Raw genomic sequence first — 20,737 nt, 5'->3', positions numbered from 1 at the left:
GTCAACGCCAAGAACGAGGTGTGGCTGGACTTCAAGTCCGATGGGGCCGGCATGGGCCGCGCCACCGCCACGCACACCTGGGCCTTCCGGAAGGGTCAGGCGTCCTCCGTGGTGATCCACAGCGAGCCCGGCACCAAGGGCGCCAGGGTGGCCTGCTTCACCGTGCCGTTCGGCGGAGCGTCGTAGGCGCGGCGGCCGGCCGTACTCGGGACGGCCGTACACCGGGACGGCGCCCTTCCCTCTCCTGACGGGGGAAGGGCGCCGTACGCGCGAGCCGGGGCGTGAGCCGTGGGCGCGATAAGAGCGCCGTACGGTCAGGCGGCTATCGGGGACCGCTCGGCGGCGGCACCGCCGTCCTCCGCCGTGCGGCGGGCGACGAGCCGGTCGAGGCCGAAGGCGCCAGAGCCGGTGAAGACCAGCAGGAGGTACGACCAGCAGAACAGGACGGACAGTTCGCCGCCGTTCTGGATGGGCCACAGCGCGGCCTGCTGGTGGACGTCGAAGTACGCGAACGCCATCGAGCCCGAGGCGATCAGCGCGGCCCCGCGGGTGCCGAGCCCGAGGAGCACCAGCGCGCCGGCGACCAGCTGGATCACCGCCGCGTACCAGCCCGGCCAGGTGCCGGCCGGGATCGTGCCGCCCTGGGTGCCCGCCGCGCCGCCGAGGACGCCGAAGAGGGACGCGGCGCCGTGCACGGCGAAGAGCAGGCCCACGACGATGCGGAAGAGTCCGAGGGCATAGGGCTGAGCGGCGTTGAGACGTGCGGACATGAGGGGTTCTCCTCTTCGGTGTCGGTCGGGCCGGCCGGGGACGGTGGTGCGGATGGCCGGTCGTGGGGGCGGCGGTACCGAATGGAGGACCAGGTTAGGTCTACCTAACCAGTGCTTGCAAGTTCAACATTTGGCCACATCGGCATCCGGAGGCGCGACCGAGCGCGCCGACCGCCCCCGCACCTCCAGCCCGGCGAGCAACTCGGCCGTGGCCTCGGCAACCGCGGCCACCGCACGGTCGAAGACCTCGCGGTTGTGGGCGGCGGGAGCGCGGAACCCCGAGACCTTCCGCACGTACTGCAGCGCGGCGGCGTGGATGTCCTCCTCCGTGGCCTCTTCGGGCAGCACGGGCGGACGCAGCGTCTTGATACTCCGGCACATGCCCCCAGTCTCACGCAGACCGCACCCCGGTGGAATGATCACGCCGAAGGCGGCCACCGACTCCCGGGGCCGACCGTCGAGAGGAGCAGCCTCATGACCACTGCGCACACCGTGGCCGTCCTCGGCCCCGGCGGGACCGGCGGCCTGCTCGCCGCCCTGCTCTCCCGCTCCGGCCACCGCGTCGTCTGCCTGGCCCGGGAAGAGACGGCCGAAACCCTGCGCAGCACCGGAATCACGGTGCACAGCGCGCAGTTCGGCGAGTTCACCGCCCCCGTCGAGGCGGACACCGAGCTGCGCGAACCGGTGGACGCCTGCCTGATCGCCGTCAAGCACACGACGCTCGACGCGGCCCTCACCCGGGTGCCGCCCGCGGCCCTGGGCGACGCCCTCGTCGTACCGCTGCTCAACGGCGTCGAACACCCCGCGCGGCTCCGCGCCCGCTACCGTCCCGACCGGGTGGCGCCGGCGGTGATCCGGGTGGAGTCCACCCGGGTCGCGCCGGGCGTGATCGAGCACGGCAGCCCGTTCACGGAGATCGACCTGGCCGGGGACGGCGTGCCCCGCTCCCGCCTCGACGCCCTGGCGGCCGCCCTCGCCGCGGCCGGCACGACCGCCCGTGTGGTCGAGGACGAGACGGCGTCCCTGTGGGCCAAGATGGCCTTCCTCGCCCCGTTCGCCCTGCTCACCACCCGGTACGCCCTCCCCCTCGGCGAGGCCCGCACCCGTCACCGCGAGGAACTGCAGGCCCTGGTCGCCGAGACCGCCGCGGTCAGCCGCGCGTGCGGTGCCCCCGCCGATCCGGCCCGGGCCCTGGCCCGGTACGACGCCTTCCCGCCCGGCGCCAAGTCCTCCATGCTGCGCGACGCCGAGGCGGGCCGGCCGCTCGAACTCGACGCCATCGGCGGGGCATTGCTGCGCGCGGCCGACCGGCACGGTGTACCGGTCCCGGTGACGACCCGCCTGGTGACCGAACTGCGCACCACCGCCCACTGAGGACATCCGTCGACTCAGCAACCACTGGACGGCCACCCAACGGTGATCAACATGCCGGTGGCCCGGCGGGCGGCGCCCATCACGGCGTCGCCCAGCCGTGCCGGGCCCGCGACGAGCAGCGCGACCGTGCCGAGCGGGACGGTGGAGCGCCGTCGCCGGGCACTCACCCTCACCGACCGGGGGCACGAACTCCTGGCCCGCACGTGGCCGGCGAGCGGCGACCGGCGGGCCCACACGTTCGCGTGAACCTCACGACCGAACTCGCCACCCAAAATCGAACAGGCGTAGCATTGCCGTGTGGCTACGACCTTTGAGTTCCCCAGCGACCTCCTCGCCGGTCAGGAGGAGTTGCATCAGGTCCGCGCCGAGCTGTCGGCTCTGCTCAAGCGGCTGCCCTGGTCCGTCGAGCCGCTCGACGGCTTCAGCGACGACACCGGCTGGCGCAAGGTCGAGCGGCCCGCGTCACCGGGCTGGACGGCGGACGAGCAGGCCGAGGTGGAGAAACTGCGCCGCCGCGAGCACGAGCTGGCGGTGTTCGTCAGCACGCACCGCTTCTGGGCCGAGGTCGCGGGAGCGGACCGCGTGGCCGCCCGCACCGAGCTGAAGCACGCCCACGAGCGGTCGGGCGGCGGCGCGGAGGGCGGGGAGTCCGGCGCGGAGGGCGGAGAGGGATGAGAAAGAGCCCCCGGCCGCACGGCCGGGGGCTCCCCTGGTGGGCGCGGACGGTTTCGAACCGCCGACATCCTGCTTGTAAGGCAGGCGCTCTACCCCTGAGCTACGCACCCGGCATCCGGGCTGCGCGCCCAGGACGAGTCGACAGCCTACCTTGCCGGGGCTGGTGCACCGCAAACCCGTAACGCCGGGTCACGGGCGCCGGGCCAGCGTGCGGGGGTTAACCCCACCACGGGTCCGGGAGGCTGCCGGATCGGGGGCCGCGCGGTGATCACCTAGGGTCGGCGGAGACAGAGTTGCTCCGGCCGCCACGACCCGGCGAGCCGGTACAGGGGGAGATTCGCATGGCCCGTTCCGTTCCAGTCCGCGCTGCCGCCATGGCCCTCGTCACCGGCGTGCTCGTCACGGGGCTCAGCGCCTGCGGCGCCTCCGCCGACGACGACACCCACCCCGACCACCGGTCCTTCGCCCTGCACGGCCGCACCCTCACCGTCGACTCCGACGACTCCGCGCTGGAGGTCGTCGCCACCGACTCCGCCAGGGCCGACACGGTCCAGGTGACCCGCTGGTTCCAGGGGTCGGTCGTCGTCGGCGGCGACCCGACGGTGCACTGGTCCTTCAAGGACGACCGGCTGGTGCTGCGGGTGCACTGCTCGGGATTCATCGCCGACTGCGCGGCCCGGCACCGGATCGAGGTACCGCGCGGGGTCACCGTGCGCGTCGACGACGCGGACGGCAGCGTGCGGGCGCACGGATTCCGGGACCCGCTCAGCATCGTCACCAGCGACGGCGCCGTACGCGTCACCGACTCCAGTGGGCCGCTCGACCTGAGGTCGCACGACGGTGCGGTCCGCGCGGACGTCTCCTCCCGCCGGGTGAAGGCGGGCTCCGGCGACGGCTCCGTGCACGTGACGCTGTCCGGCGCGCCCGACCTGGTGGACGCCTCCAGCAAGGACGGCGCGGTCACGGTCGACCTGCCCAAGGGCGCCTACCGGGTGTCGGCCGGTTCCGACGACGGCGGCGTTTCGGTGTCCGTGCCCCGCGACGACAGCAGCGCGCACCGGGTCTCGGCCCACTCCGCGGACGGAAAGGTGACCGTCCGGACGGCAAAGTGAGGGTGCGGCGGCGCGAACCGACCGGCCCGTGTGTTTCGTCCACAACGGGTGGGAGAATGACACCACCCACGGCGAAGCACAGCACGGGAGAGGCATGTGACGGCGACACCGGGCACGCCAGCGACGCGGTCGTACCCGCCGTCGACCGTCCGGGACCGGTCAGGTTCCACGGCGCTGCGTGACACGCTCACCCTGATGAGCCTGCCCCTGCTGGCGGCGCTGGCCCTGCCCGCCGCGTTCGCGGGCGGCGGCACCCGGCGCTGGTTCGGCGGCCGGGCCGAGAGCCAGCGGGCCGAGGCGCAGGCCGCGAAGGACGCCGCGGCGGCCGCCTTCTACGAGCTGGACACCGCCCAGCGGGACCTCAGGATCTCCATCGAGACCATCACGGCCGTGGACGACTCCCCCGCCGCGCGGCGCGCCGTCTCCGACTTCACGGCGCTCGGACAGCGCATCGACGAGGTCAGTCAGCGGTACATCCAGGCCGTCGACGCCCATGACCTGGACCGGGACGACCTGGAGGCCGCGGCGGCCTCCCGGGCCCGTGCGGAGCTGACGTCCGCCAAGGACGAACTGGTCCGGGTCAGGCAGGAGCTGGACCGTTTCGGCAGCTCGCTCGGGCCGCTGCTCGGCAAGGCCGAGACCCAGCTGGCCCGGCTGGCGCCCGCCGTGGAGCGGGCCCGGCAGGCGCTGCTGGGCGCGAGCAACGCCCTGGACGCCGTACGGGAACAGGGGCTGCGCGCCGACGACCTGGCCGGCCGGCTCGCCGCGCTGTCCCCGGAACTGACCAAGCTGAACCAGGGCGCCGGGCAGCACGGCATCGCGCAGACGCTGGAGCGGGCCGAACGGGTGCAGCGGGAGGCCGGGGCGATACGGGCCGAGGCCGACCGGCTGCCGGAGAAGGCCGCCGAGATCGATCACCGGCTGGTCAGCCTGCGCACCCGGGCCCAGGCGCTGACCACCCGGGCCGGGCAGGTCGACCCGGTGCTGAGCGAACTGCGCCGGCGGTTCGCGGCCGCCTGCTGGCAGGACCTGCAGCAGGTGCCCGCGCAGGCCGAGGAGAACGTACGGCAGGCCGAGCTGAAGCTCCGCGAGGCACAGGCCGCGCGGGACGCCCAGCGCTGGCCGGACGCCACCTCGCTGCTGTCGACGGTACGGGCCCTGCTGAACGCAACCGACGAGGCCGTGTCGGCCGCCGGGGACCGGCTCGCCCGGCTGAACGCCGTGCAGAAGGATCCGCAGGCCGAGATCGAGCGCACGCGGTTCGCGATCCGGGACGCCCAGCGGCTGGCCATGACGGGCCGTACGGCCCCGGACCCCCGGCACGCCCGCCCGCTGGACGACGCGGTGGCCCGGCTGGAGCGGGCGGCCGGCTCGCTGGAGACCGGCCGCCATCCCGACTACTGGCACTTCCTGACCGAGACGGACGCGGTTCGGCAGGCCGCCGCCCGGGTGGTGGCGCAGATCCGTGAGGAGCGGGGCGGGGGCCACTGACCGGGACCGCGGCAGGGATGCGTGTGTTGCCACGTGGGTCGGGCAGGCGGATATTGGGTGGACGGATGGCCTCCGCTAGCGCCCGAGGGAGGCGGACATGGCCACACACGCAGTGCACACGAAACCGCGGCGGCGGACGGAGTTCGACAAGCACCTGCCCGTCGACCACCGGCTGAACACGGTCTACCGGATCGGCGCGGGCGTGATCGGCGCGTTCCTGGTCGCCTTCGGCATCCTGGGTCTGATGAACCACATCGGTTTCTTCGACACCGGTGGTAACTCGGTCGCCGGGCTGAACACCAACGGCACGCTGAGCATCCTGTCCATCGTCGTCGGCGCGATCCTGCTGGCCGGCATGGTGATCGGCGGGAACGTGGCCTCCACGCTGAACATGGTGTTCGGGGTGCTGTTCCTGCTGAACGGCTTCCTGAACCTCGCCCTGCTGGACGGCGACTACAACTTCCTGGCGTTCAAGATCCAGAACGTGATCTTCAGCTTCATCGTGGGCCTGCTGCTGATGACCTTCGGCATGTACGGCCGGGTCGGCTCGACCCTGCCGCACGACAACCCGTACTGGCGGGCCCGCCATCCCGATGCCGGCGAGCGGGAGCGTCCCCCGGCCGGCGGCTAGTCTGTGCCCATGCCTCGCTACGAGTACCGCTGCCGTACCTGCGGCGACACCTTCGAACTGAGCCGTCCCATGGCGGAGTCCGCCGCCCCCGCCTCGTGCCCCGCGGGACACGACGACACCGTGAAGCTGCTGTCCACGGTGGCCGTGGCCGGGAAGGCCGGGGCGCCCGCCCCCGCGCCCGGTGGGGGCGGGGGCTGTTGTGGTGGGGGCTGCTGCGGTTAGTCACCCGGCGGATGCGGACCCGCGCCCCTTCAGGGCGCCTGCCGTGCCGCCCGGAGGAACTCCCGTACGATCCGCTCCCCCGCCAGGACCCCCCGCTCCGGCAGCGCGCCGATCTCCGGCGCGGCCCACCCCGTGTCGGCCAGCTCCCCATGTCCCGGGCGCCAGCCCCGGTCGGCCGCGAGGAGCAGGTCGGCGTCCAGCAGGGAGTCGCCCGCCGCCAGCGTCAGTTCCGCGCCCGTGCGGCGGGCGACCTCGCGCACGGCGGCGCTCTTGGTGAGCGGCTGCGGGACGGCGTAGATCTTGCGGCCCTGGAGCGAGACGGTCCAGCCGCGGTTCTCCGCCCACACCGCCAGCTCCTTCACCCACTCCTCGGGCAGCAGCTCGCGCTCGACGACGAGATAGGCGAACAGGTCCTCGGCGACCCGGTGCTTGCGCACCCAGACGGGGTCGGCGGAGCGCAGCAGGTGCTCCTGGACCTCCGCCAGCGGCGCGCACTCGTCGGCGAGCCGGGCCTGCACGCCCGCGTGCCAGTCGGCGTCGGTGACCCCGTCGACCAGCAGATGCCCACCGTTGGCGCAGATCGCGTACTTCGGGGGCGGCCCCGGCAGGTTGATCCGCTGGTACTGCTTGCGCGTCCGGGTCGTCGTCGGCACGAAGACGGCCGTGTCACCGAGGTCGGTCAGCAGCTGGGCCGCGGTCTCCGTCATGTAGGAGAGCGGCTTGGCCTCGTGCACCTCCACGCACAGCAGCCGGGGGGCCCGCGCGTCCGGCATGGTCAGCGCGAGGGCCGCCGAGGAGTAGATCAGCGTACGGTCGAGATCGCTCGCCACCAGCACCGGCATCAGGCGTTCACCGCCCTGCCGTCGGCGCCCGTGGCCCCGCGCGTGTACTGGGGGTGGATCAACCCGACGCAGGTGTACGGCAGTTCGCCGACCTCCTCGACGGGGACGCCCCTTTGCGCGGCGAGCAGGCGGACGTGGTCGAGGTCGGCGCCGGCCCCTTCCCGGGCCAGGATCTTCCAGGGCACCCGGCGCAGCAGCACCCGGGTGGTCTCGCCGACGCCGGGCTTGACGAGGTTCACGTCGTGGATGCCGTACTCCTCGCTGATCCGCTCGACGGCCCGCCAGCCGGCCCAGGTCGGGGTGCGGTCCTCGGCCATCAGCTCCTTCACCGCGGTGCCCACGGCGTCGGCGACCTCGGGGAAGCGGGCGGAGACGGCGTCGAGGAAGGCCACGGAGACATCGGCGTCCGCGAGTTCGCGGTAGAACTTCGCGCCGTGGAAGTCGTCCGGGCCGACCAGGTCGGCGCGCAGCACCGTACGCGAAATCAGGCCGGACACGGTCGAGTTGAGGCAGGCGGAGGGTATGAGGAAGTCCTCGCGGGTGCCGTAGGTGCGCACGCACGAGCCCGGGTCGGCGAGCACGGCGATCTCCGGGTCGAAGCCGCCGACTCCCTCCGTCCGCTCGAACTCCTCGACGGCCTGGGTGAGTTCGCGGGTGATGGCGCCCTTGCCGGTCCAGCCGTCGACGAAGACGACGTCCCGGGGGTCGTGGTGGGCGGCGAGCCAGCGCAGCGCGTTGGCGTCGATGCCGCGGCCGCGCACGATGGACACGGCGTAGTGCGGCAGGTCGAGGCCGTGCCGGTAGCGGGCCCAGCGGCGCATCAGGACGCCGACCGGGGTGCCCGCGCGGGCGAGCGAGACCAGCACCGGGCGCGGTGACCGCTCGGCGATGACGGCCTCGGTCACCACGCCGACCGCCTGGGCGATCCGGGCGGCCGAGGCGTCGAGGGCCGAGTGGAACAGCTCCTGGTACTGCTCGCTCGGCTGGTACTCCACCGGCAGCGACTCGGCGTAGTGCGCACCGCCGCTCTGGATGGCCTCCTCCCGCTCCTCGGTCGGCGCCTCCAGCGTGACGCCGGAGAGGTCCTGCAGCAGCCAGCCGACCTCCTCGGGCGCGTAGGAGGAGAACGCGGGGCCGCGGAGGGGCTCGGGCAGCATGGCCGGCCTTTCGGGAGCGTGCGGTACGTACGACGGGACGACCGCGAGCAGGACGTGCGGGGTGTGGGCGGCGAGGCGGGCCGGCAGGCCGTCGGGGGCGTGCAGGGCGGGGGTGTCGGCGACGGAGTCGACCACGACGACGACGGCGTCGAAGCCGCCGCCCGCGACGTTGTAGGCGTAGCGCTCGCCAGGGCCGTCGGCCGGTTCGTCATGGGCGGGGAAGGCCAGCCGGGTGCGGATCGCGTAGCCGGGGTCGTCCAGTGCGAGGACGGGCGAACGGGTGGTGGTGGAGAAGCGCACCTCGACGTCCGTGGCCTGCTCCAGCTGACGGGCGAGGCGCAGGGGGGCGTACATCAGCTCTTCGAAGCCGAGGACGAGGATGCGTCGGGCGCCGGCCGGGAGGGCTTCGGCCAACCGGGCGGCCATGGCGGGCAGCGCGGCCTCGAGACGGGCGCGGTGAGCGGGTGTGAAGCCGTGCCGGCCGCCGTCGGGGAGGCGGTGGGGCCAGGGGAGCTCCACCCGGGTGACACCGCCGTACGGCGCCTCGGGCGCGTCGTGCCGCTGGTCGTGCTCGGCGACCAGCCGCTGTCCCCGCTCCAGCACGCCCTCGGGCAGCCGTACGGTCCCGCGGGCAGTGGCGATCAGGTCCACCCGGGCACCCATGCCGGTGGCGAATCGTTCCATCCGGTCGGCGTGCCCGGGCGAGCGCATGTCGACCAGAGCGACCACGACGTAACGCTTGCGTGGATAGCGTTCGTGCAGCTCACGGATGGTGTTCAGGACCGTGTTCCCGGTGGAGAACTCGTCGTCGACCAGGACCAGCGGACCGTCCCCGGCCAGCAGCCCCGGATCCTCGGGGAGCAGCAGATGGGAGGTGGCGTGGGAGTGGCTCTCCTCGAACCCGCCTGCCGGGGCGACCCCGGCCACCGGCCGACGCGTGGAGTGCAGATACGGCGCCGTACCGAGACCGTCGGCCACGGCGTGGCCCAGTCCCGTCGCGGTCTCCGCGTAGCCCAGGACCACGGCACCGGCGGCCTCCGCCTCACCGAGCAGGTCACGGACCCTTCGGCCCAGGCGGTAACCGTGGTCGTAGACCACCGTCGGCGACTGCGGCACGTGCTTGCCGAGGACGTTGGACACCAGCAGATGGGCCCGCTTGGGGTTGCGGCGCAGGGCGAGCCCGAGCAGGGCCGGCAGGCCGTCGTCACCCACGAGTTCGACCCCGAGCCGCTCGGCGACCCAGCTGCCGGACCAGACCCCGTCGTTCACTGCGTTCTTCATGCGTTCCTTGGACGATATGGGAAGGATCAGCCGGACATCGCGGCTCAGCCGGGTATCCCGGCGGCGAGCAGCTCCACGAAGCCGACGTCCTCGTGAGCCACGCCGAAGGCCTCGGCGCGCAGCAGGGTCCGCTCGGCCCAGGCGCGGTGCGGCTTCACCTCGTTCATCTTGTTCGTGTAGGCCGACCGGAGTACACCCCCGCCGCCGCGTTCCGGCCGCAGGATGTCCTGGGCGTCGCTGTACTCCTCGTGGCTGACCACGGACAGCGCGTGCACGGGCAGCACGTGGGAGGGGTGGATGCAGGTCTTGCCGAGCAGGCCGTTGGCCTGGTCCAGGGAGATCTCCCGCAGCAGACCGTCCATGGCGTGCTCGATCAGCCTCTCGCGCAGCTCCACGGCCTGCACCTCCAGGAAGGGGCTCTGCCTCAGCTGCGGCTTGAACATGCGCTCGGAGACCCGGAAGTACTCCCACACCGGCCCGGTCACGGTGAACCCCGTGCCGTCGGCGCGGCCCAGCATGTTCACGACGTCGGCGATCACCGAGGCGACGATCTGGACGTCGTAGGCGGTCATGTCCGGGGCGCGGCGCAGGCCGTAGCTGGAGCAGAAGTCGGTGACGCCCAGGCGCAGCGCGAGGACCCGGTCGCGGTACTTGTCGACGGCGCGGGCGATGCCCTCCAGGGTGTCCACGCGGGACTCGCGGTAGAGCAGCTCGGGGGACTCCAGGACGGGCATGGCGAACAGCCGGCACCCGCTCGCGGCCTCGGCGGCCGCCAGGGCCTCCAGGAAGGGGATGCCGCGCTCCTCGGTGAACTTCGGCAGCACGAATCCGGACAGCAGCCGCACGGACGCGCCGAGGCGCCGGACGAGGTCGGGGATCTGCCCGGGGGTGCGGACCCGGATGAAGAGCAGCGGCAGCTCGGCTCCCGGCCGGGCCGCCAGGTCGGCGAACTGCCCGACGAGGTTCTCCTCGCCGGCCAGGACGTCCGCGTCGTCGATCGAGTCCTCCAGGCACAGCACCATCGAGACCACGCCGTTCCCGGCCTGTTTGACGATGTCGTCGGCGAGCCGCGGCCGGGTGGCCGGGCTGTACAGGGTGGCGCCGAGGGCGGCGGCGAGCAGCCGGGCCGGAGAGTCGGCGGTGAACGCGCTCGGCTCCCGGTGGAAGAGGCGCTGCCGCACCTCGGGGGCGATGTGCCCGAAATGACGCATAGGACTCCTTCAGGGCGCGGCCCGAGTCTCAGTGTTCGGTAAAGGGTGGCCGGTAATAGTACGTAGGGATCCATGTCGGGGGTTCCCGGCGGGCATGAATTTCCGGTAACCCGCCCGTGTCGGGAGCACGCTGGACACCACCCCCGCATTGTCGTGACCAGGACGGAGAAGGCAGGATGACCGCATGACGCACGCGATGCTGAAGGGGTCGAACGTCCCGCTGGAAGCCACCATGGTCCGCGCCGTGCTGCGCTGGACCCCCGGCTCGGACGTTCCGGACGTGGACGCCTCGGCGCTGCTGCTGGGCCCCGACGGCCGTGTGCGCTCCGACGAGGACTTCGTCTTCTACAACCAGCCCCGGCACCCCTCCGGAAAGGTGTGGCGGCTGGGCAAGAAGCGGGTCGCCGAGGGGCTGACGGACACGGTCCAGTCGGATCTGCCCGGCGTCGAGCCGGACGTCGGCCGGATCCTGCTGGTCGCCTCCGCGGACGGGGTCACCTTCGACCGGGTGCCGGCGCTGTGCATCCTGCTGTACGACGCCACGGTCGCCGACGCCGAGCCGCTGGCCCGGTTCGAGATCAAGCCGGAGACGGGTGCGGAGACGGCGCTGATCTGCGGTGAGCTGTACCGGCGCGGCGAGGGCTGGAAGTTCCGCGCGCTGGGCGAGGGGTACTCCAACGGGCTCAAGGGGCTCGCCACGGACTTCGGCATCTCGGTGGACGAGTCGGAGGTGGAGGAAGCGGGCTCCTCGCAGCCGCTGCCTCCGGAGCAGCCGACGTCCGTCGTGCCGCAGCAGCCGCCCGCCTACGGCTATCCGCAGCCGACGTCGGCTCCGCCGGCGTACGGCTACCCGCAGCCCGCGCCGGTGCCGGTGGCCGCGGGACCGGTGGACCCGAACTTCCGGCTGCCTCCGCAGGGGCCGCAGTTCATCGGGCGGTAGCCGGGCGGCTCACCGCTCCACCTTGGTCTTGTAGCCCCTGCCCCACTGCAGTCCCCATCCGTACAAGCGGTCCAGCTCCCCCTGGAACCCGTACACGAACTTCACCTCGCGGCGGACGACCAGCTCGCCCTTGACGTTCTCGATCAGCACCACCGCGCAGGAGCGGGCCTGGGGATGGCGTTCGTCGAGGCCTATCTCGATGCGGGGGCCGTTGCTGGGGTACAGCGTGACGATGGCGTGGGTGCGGTCGAAGGCCGGGGTCTGGTCGTAGATGTAGACGAAGACCAGCAGGCGTTTGATGGCGTCGAGGTGGTCGAGGTTGACGTACATCGTCTCGCCGGACGCCGAGCCGAACCGGTCGTCGCCGCTGAGCTTGATGTACGGCGGCGCGTTGACGTCGCCGAGATAGCCGCCCAGGGGCTGGACGACCCCCTTGGTGCCGTCGGCCAGCTCGTACAGGCAGCCCAGGTCGAGGTCGACGTTGACCATGCTCTGGCCGTGGCCGAGGACCTCCGGTGGCCTGAGGGCCTTGAAGGGGTGCCGGAAGAGGCTGGTGCGCTGGTTGCCGTCGAAGTCGGAGGTGCGCATCCGCCAGGTGAGGTTGATGCGCAGGTGCCCGGTGGACGCGCCCTGTTTGGTGAGGGACACCGTCTGGTGCCGCCTGGTGAGTTCGATGGCGTTGGTCGCGGCGCTGCCCGAGTCGAAGTCGGCAGCGCTGGCGCCTCGCAGCCCGTCGAAGAAGCCCATTCCCGCCCCCTGGTCGTGAGGTGAACGCCTCGGGGCGGCCGACCGCGTCGGCCGCCCCGATTCAGAGCGTTCCTCGCCGGATGGGGTGCCACACCCCGTCACGGCCCGGATCTGTCCCGTACGGGATGGAGGATCACACCCCTGAGGAGACCTCGGCCTTCTCGTCGGCCTCGCCCGTGGCCGCCAGCGCGCGGTTGCGGCGGACGGAGGACCAGAAGGACCAGGCGATCAGGACGACGCCGACGAGACCGGTGACGACCTCGTTGATCTCGTACTGGATGGTGACCATGAGGATCACGGCCAGGGCGCCGATGGCGTAGTGGGCGCCGTGCTCCAGGTAGACGTAGTCGTCGAGGGTGCCCTGGCGGACCAGGTAGACCGTGAGGGACCGGACGTACATGGCGCCGATGCCGAGGCCGAGGGCCATCATCACGATGTCGTTGGTGATGGCGAAGGCGCCGATCACGCCGTCGAAGGAGAAGGACGCGTCCAGGACCTCCAGGTAGAGGAACATGAAGAACGCGGCCTGGCCGGCCAGCAGCACCGCCGACTTCTTCTTGCCGGTGCGGGCGGCCTCTTCCTCCTCCTCGTGCTCGCGCTCCTCCTCTTCCTCCAGCCGGTCCTCGAAGTATCCGGACAGACCGCCGACGATCATGTAGGTGATCAGGCCGGCGATGCCGGCGATCAGGACGGTCTGCGCCTTGTCGGCGTGGGCGCCGCCGTGCTGGTGGGCGTGGGTGGCGAAGGTGAAGGAGGTGATCAGCAGGACGATCAGCGAGATGCAGACCGCCAGCATGTCGACCTTGCCGAGCTTGGCCAGGGGCCGCTCGATCCAGCGCAGCCACTGGATGTCCCGGTCCTCGAAGATGAAGTCCAGGAAGATCATCAGCAGGAACATCCCGCCGAAGGCGGCGATCGCCGGGTGGGCGTCGGTGACCAGCTGCTGGTAGCGGTCCTTGTCGGTGAGGGCCAGGTGGACCGCGTCGTAGGGGTTGAGCTTGGCGGTGATGGCGACGATGACGACCGGGAAGACCAGCCGCATGCCGAAGACCGCGACGAGGACGCCGACCGTGAGGAAGATCTTCTGCCAGAAGGCGTTCATCTTCTTCAGGATCCCGGCGTTGACCACCGCGTTGTCGAACGACAGGGAGATCTCGAGGACGGCGAGGATCGCCACGACGCCGAAGGCCTCCCACCCCCCGTAGAAGACCGCGGCGACCAGGCCGAGCGCGGTGATCGCGAACGACCAGCCGAAGGTTTTCAGAAGCACTGGCTACCCAATCCTGTCTGGGGGAGGGGTTCCCCCGCGCCGTACTCGGCTTTGCTAAACGTTGACCCCGAGTCTAGAGGTGCACCCTACCGGCGGTACCGTCCAGGGCAACCCTCACCGGAAAGACACAGGCCAGGCCCCTGTGGGCGGTCTCGGCTACGAGACGTTCACCCCGAAGTCGAGGGCGATGCCGCGCAGGCCCGACGCATAGCCCTGGCCGACCGCGCGGAACTTCCATTCGCCCTGGTAGCGGTACAGCTCGCCGAAGATCATGGCGGTCTCGGTGGAGGCGTCCTCGCTCAGGTCGTAGCGGGCCAGTTCCTGGCCGTCGGCCTGGTTCACGACCCGGATGAAGGCGTTGGAGACCTGGCCGAAGGTCTGGCCGCGCTCGTCCGCCATGTGGATGGAGACCGGGAAGACGATCTTCTCGCAGTGCGCCGGCACCTTGGGCAGGTCCACCAGGATCGACTCGTCGTCGCCCTCGCCCTCACCGGTGAGGTTGTCACCGGTGTGCTCGACCGAGCCGTCGGGGCTCTTGAGCTGGTTGTAGAAGACGAACCACTCGTCGCCCAGGACGCGGTTGCCGGCGCCGCACAGCAGGGCGCTGGCGTCCAGGTCGAAGGGGGCGCCGGTGGTGGACCGCGCGTCCCAGCCGAGGCCGATCATGACGTTGGTGAGGTTCGGTGCGGCTTTGGAGAGGGAGACGTTGCCTCCCTTGGCGAGCGTGACGCCCATGATTGGTGGTCCTCCCCTAGTGGTGCTTCCCTGGTTGTCCTGCGCGTCCGGCGCCGACCGTAAACGGTGCGGCGCCGGACGGATTCCACGGGCTGTCGTACGTCAGACGTTGACGCCGAAGTCCTGGGCGATGCCGCGCAGACCGGAGGCGTAGCCCTGGCCGATGGCGCGGAACTTCCACTCCGCGCCGTGCCGGTACAGCTCGCCGAAGACCATGGCGGTCTCGGTGGAGGCGTCCTCGCTCAGGTCGTAGCGGGCGATCTCCTGCTCGCCCGCCTGGTTCACGACGCGGATGAAGGCGTTGCGGACCTGGCCGAAGGACTGCTGGCGGTTCTCGGCGTCGTAGATCGACACCGGGAAGACGATCTTCTCGATGTCGGCCGGGACGCCGGCCAGGTTGATCTTGATCTGTTCGTCGTCGCCCTCGCCCTCACCGGTGATGTTGTCACCGGTGTGCTCGACGGAGCCGTCGGGGCTCTTGAGGTTGTTGAAGAAGACGAAGTGCTGGTCGCTGGCGACCTTGCCGGAGTTGTTCAGCAGCAGCGCGCTGGCGTCGAGGTCGAAGTCGGTACCGGTCGTGGTCCGCACGTCCCACCCCAGGCCGACGATGACGGCGGTCAGGCCCGGGGCCTCCTTCGTCAGCGATACGTTGCCGCCCTTGCTGAGGCTGACTCCCACGGGTCCTCCATGTGGTGTCCAGGGGCGGGGAGCCCCGTCGTACTACGGATACGGGATCAACGAGCCGATCCTAGTGACGGGTTCCCGGCCCCCGCAGACCCTGGACCCGAAGAATCACAGGTGTCGGCCACGGTCGGCCTACAGGGTGTCGAGCGCCTTCACGTAGTCGTTCAGGTCGCGCGCGTCCGGCAGGCCGTTGAGCACGGTCCACCGCACGACACCCTCCTTGTCGATGATGAAGGTTCCCCGTACGGCGCATCCCTTGTCCTCGTCGAAGACGCCGTACGCGCGCGAGACGTTGCCGTGCGGCCAGAAGTCGCTGAGCAGCGGGTACTCGAGGCCCTCCTGCTCGGCGAAGACACGCAGGGTGTGGATGGAGTCGTTGGAGACGGCGAGCACCTGGGTGTCACGGTCCGCGAACTTCGGAAGGTTGTCGCGCACCTCGCACAGCTCACCGGTGCAGACACCGGTGAAGGCGAAGGGGTAGAAGAGCAGGACCACGTTCTTCTCGCCGCGGAACTCGGAGAGCTTCACGGTGCGGCCGTGGTTGTCCTTGAGCTCGAAGTCGGGCGCCTTGTCGCCGACCTGGATCGCCATCGTCGTGCATCCCTTCGGTGGGCTGTTCGGGTGAGCGCACAGCTGACGCTCGGGTCCACCCTACGCAGCGATCACCGGGGCCACCGGACGGGCCGGGGCGAAACCGGCCCGTCCGGTGCTGCTGAGGAGATCTACTTCTTGGACTTGGCCGCCTTCGGCGTCGCCAGCCGCGAGCCGCTCCAGTCCTTGCCGACGCTGACGCTCTTCGACGCCGTCAGGCCGGCCGTCGTGGCGGCGTCCTGGATGTCGCTGGGCTCCACGTATCCCGAACGGCCTGTCTTCGGCGTGAGGAGCAGGATCGCACCGCCCTCTTCGATGTACGTGGTGGCATCCACCAGCGCATCCGTCAGGTCTCCGTCGTCGTCACGGAACCACAGCACAACGGCGTCGGCCACGTCGTCGTAGTCCTCGTCCATCAGGTCGCCTTCGACGGCTTCCTCAATGGCCTCGCGGAGCTCCTGATCGACGTCGTCGTCGTAGCCGATCTCCTGGACCACCTGCCCGGGCTGGAACCCCAGCCTGGCGGCAGGGTTCGTCCGCTCCTCCGCGTGGTCCGCGGTCGCGCTCACGGGTTGCCTCCTGATCATGTCTTGGTGAATATCTCAGCCACGCGCGTGCGCGAAGCATTGGCCGTAGTCCACACGGGCGGGACGGATCGCGCAAGTACCCGGCCGTCCGGACCGCCGAAACGGTGACGATCCCGGCCGTGTCGCCGCAACTCCTGGCACCGTATCCCGATTCCGAGCGACCCACATCACACCGATGTGCCCGGTTTGCTCCGTTCGGAATCATCTCGGAATCATCCAGTGATACGCGCATCGAACACCTTTGCCAAGCCCGTCACGCGCCGGGCGTATCGTTGCGTTTTGACCGATGCCGACACGAGGAGATGACGTACGCCGTCCCGCGGTACACGATGGGGAACGGTGTAGGCACGAGCAAGAAATCGGCCCTCTGACAGGTAAGGAACAGCGTGGCTTCCGGATCCGATCGCAATCCGATCATCATTGGCGGCCTTCCGAGTCAGGTTCCTGACTTCGATCCCGAGGAAACCCAGGAGTGGCTCGACTCCCTCGACGCCGCCGTGGACGAGCGCGGCCGGGAGAGGGCCCGCTACCTCATGCTCCGGCTGATCGAGCGGGCCCGCGAGCGGCGCGTGGCCGTGCCCGAGATGCGCAGCACGGACTACGTCAACACGATCCCCACCAAGAGCGAGCCGTTCTTCCCGGGCAACGAGGAGATCGAACGCAAGATCCTCAACGCCACCCGCTGGAACGCGGCCGTGATGGTCTCGCGCGCCCAGCGGCCCGGCATCGGCGTGGGCGGGCACATCGCCACCTTCGCCTCCTCCGCCTCGCTGTACGACGTCGGCTTCAACCACTTCTTCCGCGGCAAGGACCAGGGCGACGGCGGCGACCAGGTCTTCTTCCAGGGCCACGCCTCCCCCGGCATCTACGCGCGCGCGTACCTGCTCGACCGGCTCACCGCGGACCAGCTGGACGGCTTCCGCCAGGAGAAGTCGAAGTACCCGAACGGCCTGTCCAGCTACCCGCACCCGCGCTCGATGCCGGACTTCTGGGAGTTCCCGACGGTCTCCATGGGCCTCGGCCCGCTCGGCGCGATCTTCCAGGCGCGGATGAACCGCTACATGGAGGCGCGCGGCATCGCCGACACCTCCAGGTCGCACGTGTGGGCGTTCCTCGGCGACGGCGAGATGGACGAGCCTGAGTCGCTCGGCCAGCTGTCCCTCGCGGCCCGCGAGGGCCTGGACAACCTGACCTTCGTGGTCAACTGCAACCTGCAGCGGCTGGACGGCCCGGTGCGCGGCAACGGCAAGATCATCCAGGAGCTGGAGTCGATCTTCCGGGGCGCCGGCTGGAACGTGATCAAGCTGATCTGGGACCGCACCTGGGACCCGCTGCTCGCGCAGGACCGGGACGGCATCCTCGTCAACAAGATGAACACGACCCCGGACGGCCAGTTCCAGACGTACGCCACGGAGTCGGGCGCCTACATCCGCGAGCACTTCTTCGGTGACGACCACCGGCTGCGCGCGATGGTCGAGAACATGACCGACGACCAGATCCTGCACCTGGGCCGCGGCGGCCACGACCACCGCAAGATCTACGCGGCGTTCAAGGCGGCCAAGGAGCACAAGGGCCAGCCGACGGTCATCCTCGCGAAGACGATCAAGGGCTGGACGCTGGGCCCCAACTTCGAGGGCCGCAACGCCACGCACCAGATGAAGAAGCTGACGGTCGACGACCTCAAGCGCTTCCGGGACCGCCTGCACCTGCCGATCTCCGACAAGGAGCTGGAGTCCGGCGCGCCGCCGTACTACCACCCGGGCCGGGGCACCGACGAGATCCAGTACATGCACGACATGCGCCAGCAGTGCGGCGGGTACGTCCCGACGCGCGTCGTGCGCTCCCAGCCGCTGCCGCTGCCCGACGACAAGACGTACGCGACGGTGAAGAAGGGCACGGGCCAGCAGTCCATCGCGACGACGATGGCCTTTGTGCGCCTCCTGAAGGACCTCATGCGGGACAAGGAGATCGGCAAGCGGTTCGTGCTGATCGCGCCGGACGAGTACCGCACGTTCGGCATGGACTCCTTCTTCCCGAGCGCGAAGATCTACAACCCGCTGGGCCAGCAGTACGAGTCGGTGGACCGTGAGCTGCTGCTCGCCTACAAGGAGTCGCCGACCGGGCAGATGCTGCACGACGGCATCTCCGAGGCGGGCTGCACGGCCTCCCTGATCGCGGCGGGCTCGGCCTACGCCACGCACGGCGAGCCGCTGATCCCGGTCTACGTCTTCTACTCGATGTTCGGTTTCCAGCGCACCGGCGACCAGTTCTGGCAGATGGCCGACCAGTTGGCGCGCGGATTCGTCCTGGGTGCGACCGCCGGCCGTACGACCCTGACCGGTGAGGGTCTGCAGCACGCGGACGGCCACTCCCAGCTGCTCGCCTCGACCAACCCGGCGTGCGTGGCCTACGACCCGGCGTACGCGTACGAGATCGCGCACATCGTCCAGGACGGCCTGCGCCGCATGTACGGCGGCGACGCCGAGCACCCGCACGGCGAGGACGTCTTCTACTACCTGACCGTCTACAACGAGCCCATCCAGCACCCCGCCGAGCCGGCGAACGTGGACGTCGAGGGCATCCTCAAGGGCGTCCACCGGCTGAGCGGGGGTACGGCGGGCTCGATCCCGGCGCAGATCATGGCGTCGGGCGTGGCGGTCCCGTGGGCGCTGGAGGCGCAGCGGATCCTCGCCGAGGACTGGAACGTACGCGCCGACGTCTGGTCGGCCACCTCCTGGAACGAGCTGCGCCGCGAGGCGGTGGCGTGCGAGGAGCACAACCTGCTGCATCCGGAGGAGGAGCAGCGCGTGCCGTACGTGACACGCAAGCTCAGCGGCGCCGAGGGTCCGTTCGTGGCCGTGTCCGACTGGATGCGATCGGTTCCCGACCAGATCGCGCGGTGGGTGCCCGGGACGTACCAGTCGCTCGGCGCGGACGGCTTCGGCTTCGCCGACACCCGGGGCGCGGCGCGCCGGTTCTTCCACATCGACGCGCAGTCGATCGTCGTCGCGGTCCTGACCGAGCTGGCCCGGGAGGGCAAGATCGACCGCCATGCGCTGAAGCAGGCCATCGACCGGTACCAGCTGCTGGACGTGTCGGCGGCGGATCCGGGCGCGGCCGGGGGCGACGCGTAGTCGTTGCCGTCCGGGTCGACCGGCCGCACGAGGGCGGTGCCGCGGGCGCCGCCCTCGTTGCTTTTTCCTTACGATGCGCACATGAACGATCGGTCGGCCCAGGCACGTTGGGAACGCCATACCCAACGCCCCTTGCTGGCGCTGGCGGTGGCGTTCGCGGTGGCCTATGCCGTGCCGATCGTGGACAACCCTGCGAGCCGGCTGCTGACGGACCTCTGCACCGTCACCGAGTGGGTGGTGTGGGGAGCGTTCGCCGTGGACTACCTGATGCGGCTGGCGTTCGCCCCGCGGCGCCGGGAGTTCGTCCGGACGCACTGGATGGACCTGTGCGCGGTGGTGCTGCCGCTGCTGCAGCCGCTGCGGTTGCTGCGCATGGTCTCGACGCTGCTGCTGGTCGGGCGGCGGGCGCGGATGGCCTCGCAGATCCGGCTCACGACGTACGTCGGCGGGGCGGTGGTCGGGCTGCTGATGTTCGGCTCGCTGGCGGTGCTGTCCGTGGAGCGGGACTCGCCGAAGGGGAACATCCGGACGCTGGGTGACGCCGTGTGGTGGTCCTTCACCACGATGACGACGGTCGGATACGGGGACCACGCGCCGACGACCGGGCTGGGCCGGATGATCGCCGTCGGCCTGATGCTCTCCGGGATCGCGCTGCTCGGTGTGGTGACCGCGAACATCGCGGCGTGGTTCATCGCGCGGTTCGAGAAGGACGACGTGGAGGAGCGGCGGCAGACGGAGGCGATCGCCTCCCTGACGGAGGAGGTCCGGCTGCTGCGGGCGGAGGTGGCCCGGTTGGTGGACGAACGGGAGGGGCAGCGGAGCTGACCGGGCGGCAGCCGCTGCGGCCGCGAGCCCCGAACGGGGGTGGGGAACAGCCCGGTCCACCCCCGCGCGCCCGCAGCCGCAGACCGCGGCCCCAAGCCCCGCGGCGAGGAACCGCCGGCTAGAACGGCCCGTGGCCCCACACGGCCGCGCCCGACAGGGCGACGATGGCGAGCAGCGTGTCTATCGCGCCCAGGATCAACGCCACCAGCGCCGGGATGTTGCGGTCGTTGGACCACCTGCGGCCCATGGCCTGCCAGCCGCAGAGCATCGCCACCGGGCCCAGCACGACGCCCAGTGCGAAGAAGCCGGCCACGGCACAGATCGTGCCGATGATGCCGAGTGTCGCCCGGTCCGGCCCGGTCCGTTGCCACGTCCGGCCACGTGACCGGGGGTACCCGCGCGTTCCGTGTCCGAAGCCCGCCATCATCAACTCCCTCGGGATCATGGACAGTTCGGCT

22 protein-coding genes, 1 tRNA gene and 1 pseudogene are annotated in these 20,737 nt (G+C 70.9%); 11 read left to right on the top strand and 13 right to left on the bottom strand.

The features are described 5' to 3' along the window. Positions 1–186, top strand: a pseudogene (locus tag AB0D93_RS19415) (superoxide dismutase family protein); the annotation flags it as partial. A gap of 128 nt (positions 187–314) precedes the next feature. Here the strand turns inward: AB0D93_RS19415 and AB0D93_RS19410 are convergent. Both AB0D93_RS19410 and AB0D93_RS19405 read right to left on the bottom strand, forming a co-directional pair. After that, positions 315–770, bottom strand: coding sequence for a DoxX family protein (locus AB0D93_RS19410; RefSeq protein WP_362120817.1), 456 nt, complete (start codon positions 768–770; stop codon positions 315–317). 123 nt (positions 771–893) lie between these two features. Next, positions 894–1,151 carry a DUF2277 domain-containing protein gene (locus AB0D93_RS19405; protein WP_362120815.1) on the bottom strand — a complete coding sequence of 86 codons (258 nt, stop codon included), beginning with the start codon at positions 1,149–1,151 and terminating at the stop codon, positions 894–896. A gap of 93 nt (positions 1,152–1,244) precedes the next feature. On the opposite strand from AB0D93_RS19405, the gene AB0D93_RS19400 reads away from it, so the two are divergent. Genes AB0D93_RS19400 through AB0D93_RS19390 form a run of 3 tightly spaced genes read left to right on the top strand, consistent with a single transcriptional unit; the run spans position 1,245 to position 2,819 of the window. After that, the gene (locus AB0D93_RS19400) at positions 1,245–2,144 is read left to right on the top strand and encodes a 2-dehydropantoate 2-reductase (RefSeq protein WP_362120813.1); all 900 of its coding nucleotides are present in this window, start codon (positions 1,245–1,247) and stop codon (positions 2,142–2,144) included. A 51-nt stretch (positions 2,145–2,195) separates the two neighbouring features. Continuing rightward, positions 2,196–2,390, top strand: coding sequence for a hypothetical protein (locus tag AB0D93_RS19395; RefSeq protein ID WP_362120811.1), 195 nt, complete (start codon positions 2,196–2,198; stop codon positions 2,388–2,390). A gap of 51 nt (positions 2,391–2,441) precedes the next feature. After that, on the top strand, positions 2,442–2,819 hold the full coding sequence (locus AB0D93_RS19390; RefSeq protein WP_362120809.1) for a hypothetical protein: 378 nt from the start codon (positions 2,442–2,444) through the stop codon (positions 2,817–2,819). 35 nt (positions 2,820–2,854) lie between these two features. Here the strand turns inward: AB0D93_RS19390 and AB0D93_RS19385 are convergent. Continuing rightward, positions 2,855–2,929 (bottom strand) — tRNA-Val (locus AB0D93_RS19385). A 231-nt stretch (positions 2,930–3,160) separates the two neighbouring features. Between AB0D93_RS19385 and AB0D93_RS19380 the strand changes: the two genes are divergently transcribed. The 4 genes from AB0D93_RS19380 to AB0D93_RS19365 all read left to right on the top strand — a co-directional run bounded on the left by AB0D93_RS19380 (position 3,161) and on the right by AB0D93_RS19365 (position 6,275). Next, positions 3,161–3,931, top strand: coding sequence for a DUF4097 family beta strand repeat-containing protein (locus AB0D93_RS19380; protein WP_362120807.1), 771 nt, complete (start codon positions 3,161–3,163; stop codon positions 3,929–3,931). A 96-nt stretch (positions 3,932–4,027) separates the two neighbouring features. Then, positions 4,028–5,422, top strand: a complete 1,395-nt coding sequence (locus tag AB0D93_RS19375; RefSeq protein WP_362120805.1) for a hypothetical protein — start codon at positions 4,028–4,030, stop codon at positions 5,420–5,422. Positions 5,423–5,519: 97 nt separating this feature from the next. Next, complete coding sequence (locus AB0D93_RS19370) at positions 5,520–6,053, top strand: DUF4383 domain-containing protein (RefSeq protein ID WP_362120803.1); 534 nt, start codon at positions 5,520–5,522, stop codon at positions 6,051–6,053. A 9-nt stretch (positions 6,054–6,062) separates the two neighbouring features. After that, entirely contained in the window at positions 6,063–6,275 is a 213-nt protein-coding gene (locus AB0D93_RS19365; RefSeq protein WP_362120801.1) for a zinc ribbon domain-containing protein, read from the top strand. Between the two features lie 29 nt (positions 6,276–6,304). On the opposite strand, the gene AB0D93_RS19360 is transcribed toward AB0D93_RS19365, so the two are convergent. From AB0D93_RS19360 to AB0D93_RS19350, 3 genes are read right to left on the bottom strand one after another with little or no spacing between them, the layout of a single operon-like run. Continuing rightward, on the bottom strand, positions 6,305–7,117 hold the full coding sequence (locus AB0D93_RS19360; protein ID WP_362120799.1) for an HAD family hydrolase: 813 nt from the start codon (positions 7,115–7,117) through the stop codon (positions 6,305–6,307). Beyond that, positions 7,117–9,555 carry a phosphoribosyltransferase gene (locus AB0D93_RS19355; RefSeq protein WP_362120797.1) on the bottom strand — a complete coding sequence of 813 codons (2,439 nt, stop codon included), beginning with the start codon at positions 9,553–9,555 and terminating at the stop codon, positions 7,117–7,119. Before AB0D93_RS19355 ends, AB0D93_RS19360 begins: the two co-directional genes overlap by 1 nt. A gap of 44 nt (positions 9,556–9,599) precedes the next feature. Continuing rightward, entirely contained in the window at positions 9,600–10,766 is a 1,167-nt protein-coding gene (locus tag AB0D93_RS19350) for an HpcH/HpaI aldolase/citrate lyase family protein (protein WP_362120795.1), read from the bottom strand. Positions 10,767–10,950: 184 nt separating this feature from the next. Between AB0D93_RS19350 and AB0D93_RS19345 the strand changes: the two genes are divergently transcribed. After that, entirely contained in the window at positions 10,951–11,706 is a 756-nt protein-coding gene (locus AB0D93_RS19345; RefSeq protein ID WP_362120793.1) for a TerD family protein, read from the top strand. Positions 11,707–11,715: 9 nt separating this feature from the next. Here AB0D93_RS19345 and AB0D93_RS19340 read toward each other — a convergent pair whose 3' ends face one another. From AB0D93_RS19340 to AB0D93_RS19315, 6 genes are all read right to left on the bottom strand, one after another. Next, the gene (locus tag AB0D93_RS19340; RefSeq protein WP_362120791.1) at positions 11,716–12,453 is read right to left on the bottom strand and encodes a Tellurium resistance; all 738 of its coding nucleotides are present in this window, start codon (positions 12,451–12,453) and stop codon (positions 11,716–11,718) included. Between the two features lie 133 nt (positions 12,454–12,586). Beyond that, the gene (locus AB0D93_RS19335; protein ID WP_362120789.1) at positions 12,587–13,723 is read right to left on the bottom strand and encodes a DUF475 domain-containing protein; all 1,137 of its coding nucleotides are present in this window, start codon (positions 13,721–13,723) and stop codon (positions 12,587–12,589) included. A gap of 156 nt (positions 13,724–13,879) precedes the next feature. Further along, positions 13,880–14,458 carry a TerD family protein gene (locus AB0D93_RS19330; RefSeq protein ID WP_362120787.1) on the bottom strand — a complete coding sequence of 193 codons (579 nt, stop codon included), beginning with the start codon at positions 14,456–14,458 and terminating at the stop codon, positions 13,880–13,882. A 102-nt stretch (positions 14,459–14,560) separates the two neighbouring features. After that, on the bottom strand, positions 14,561–15,136 hold the full coding sequence (locus tag AB0D93_RS19325; protein WP_061920108.1) for a calcium homeostasis/redox stress adaptation protein: 576 nt from the start codon (positions 15,134–15,136) through the stop codon (positions 14,561–14,563). A gap of 138 nt (positions 15,137–15,274) precedes the next feature. Beyond that, a complete protein-coding gene (locus AB0D93_RS19320) occupies positions 15,275–15,733 on the bottom strand; it encodes a peroxiredoxin (protein WP_362120784.1) in 459 nt (152 codons plus the stop codon). Between the two features lie 131 nt (positions 15,734–15,864). Next, positions 15,865–16,302 carry a DUF3052 domain-containing protein gene (locus tag AB0D93_RS19315; RefSeq protein WP_362120782.1) on the bottom strand — a complete coding sequence of 146 codons (438 nt, stop codon included), beginning with the start codon at positions 16,300–16,302 and terminating at the stop codon, positions 15,865–15,867. Positions 16,303–16,706: 404 nt separating this feature from the next. On the opposite strand from AB0D93_RS19315, the gene aceE reads away from it, so the two are divergent. Together aceE and AB0D93_RS19305 are read left to right on the top strand one after the other, a co-directional pair. Then, positions 16,707–19,454, top strand: a complete 2,748-nt coding sequence (gene aceE / locus AB0D93_RS19310; protein ID WP_362120779.1) for a pyruvate dehydrogenase (acetyl-transferring), homodimeric type — start codon at positions 16,707–16,709, stop codon at positions 19,452–19,454. 81 nt (positions 19,455–19,535) lie between these two features. Continuing rightward, the gene (locus AB0D93_RS19305) at positions 19,536–20,279 is read left to right on the top strand and encodes a potassium channel family protein (protein WP_362120777.1); all 744 of its coding nucleotides are present in this window, start codon (positions 19,536–19,538) and stop codon (positions 20,277–20,279) included. A 118-nt stretch (positions 20,280–20,397) separates the two neighbouring features. Here the strand turns inward: AB0D93_RS19305 and AB0D93_RS19300 are convergent, their stop codons facing one another. Beyond that, complete coding sequence (locus AB0D93_RS19300) at positions 20,398–20,703, bottom strand: small hydrophobic protein (protein WP_362120847.1); 306 nt, start codon at positions 20,701–20,703, stop codon at positions 20,398–20,400. Positions 20,704–20,737: the final 34 nt, after the last annotated feature.

Origin of the sequence: Streptomyces sp. NPDC048191 (assembly GCF_040652655.1) — a bacterium.
Classification (GTDB): Bacteria; Actinomycetota; Actinomycetes; order Streptomycetales; family Streptomycetaceae; genus Streptomyces.
Note: the sequence above shows the minus strand (reverse complement) of the source record. Positions and strands in the feature narration are given on the sequence as shown.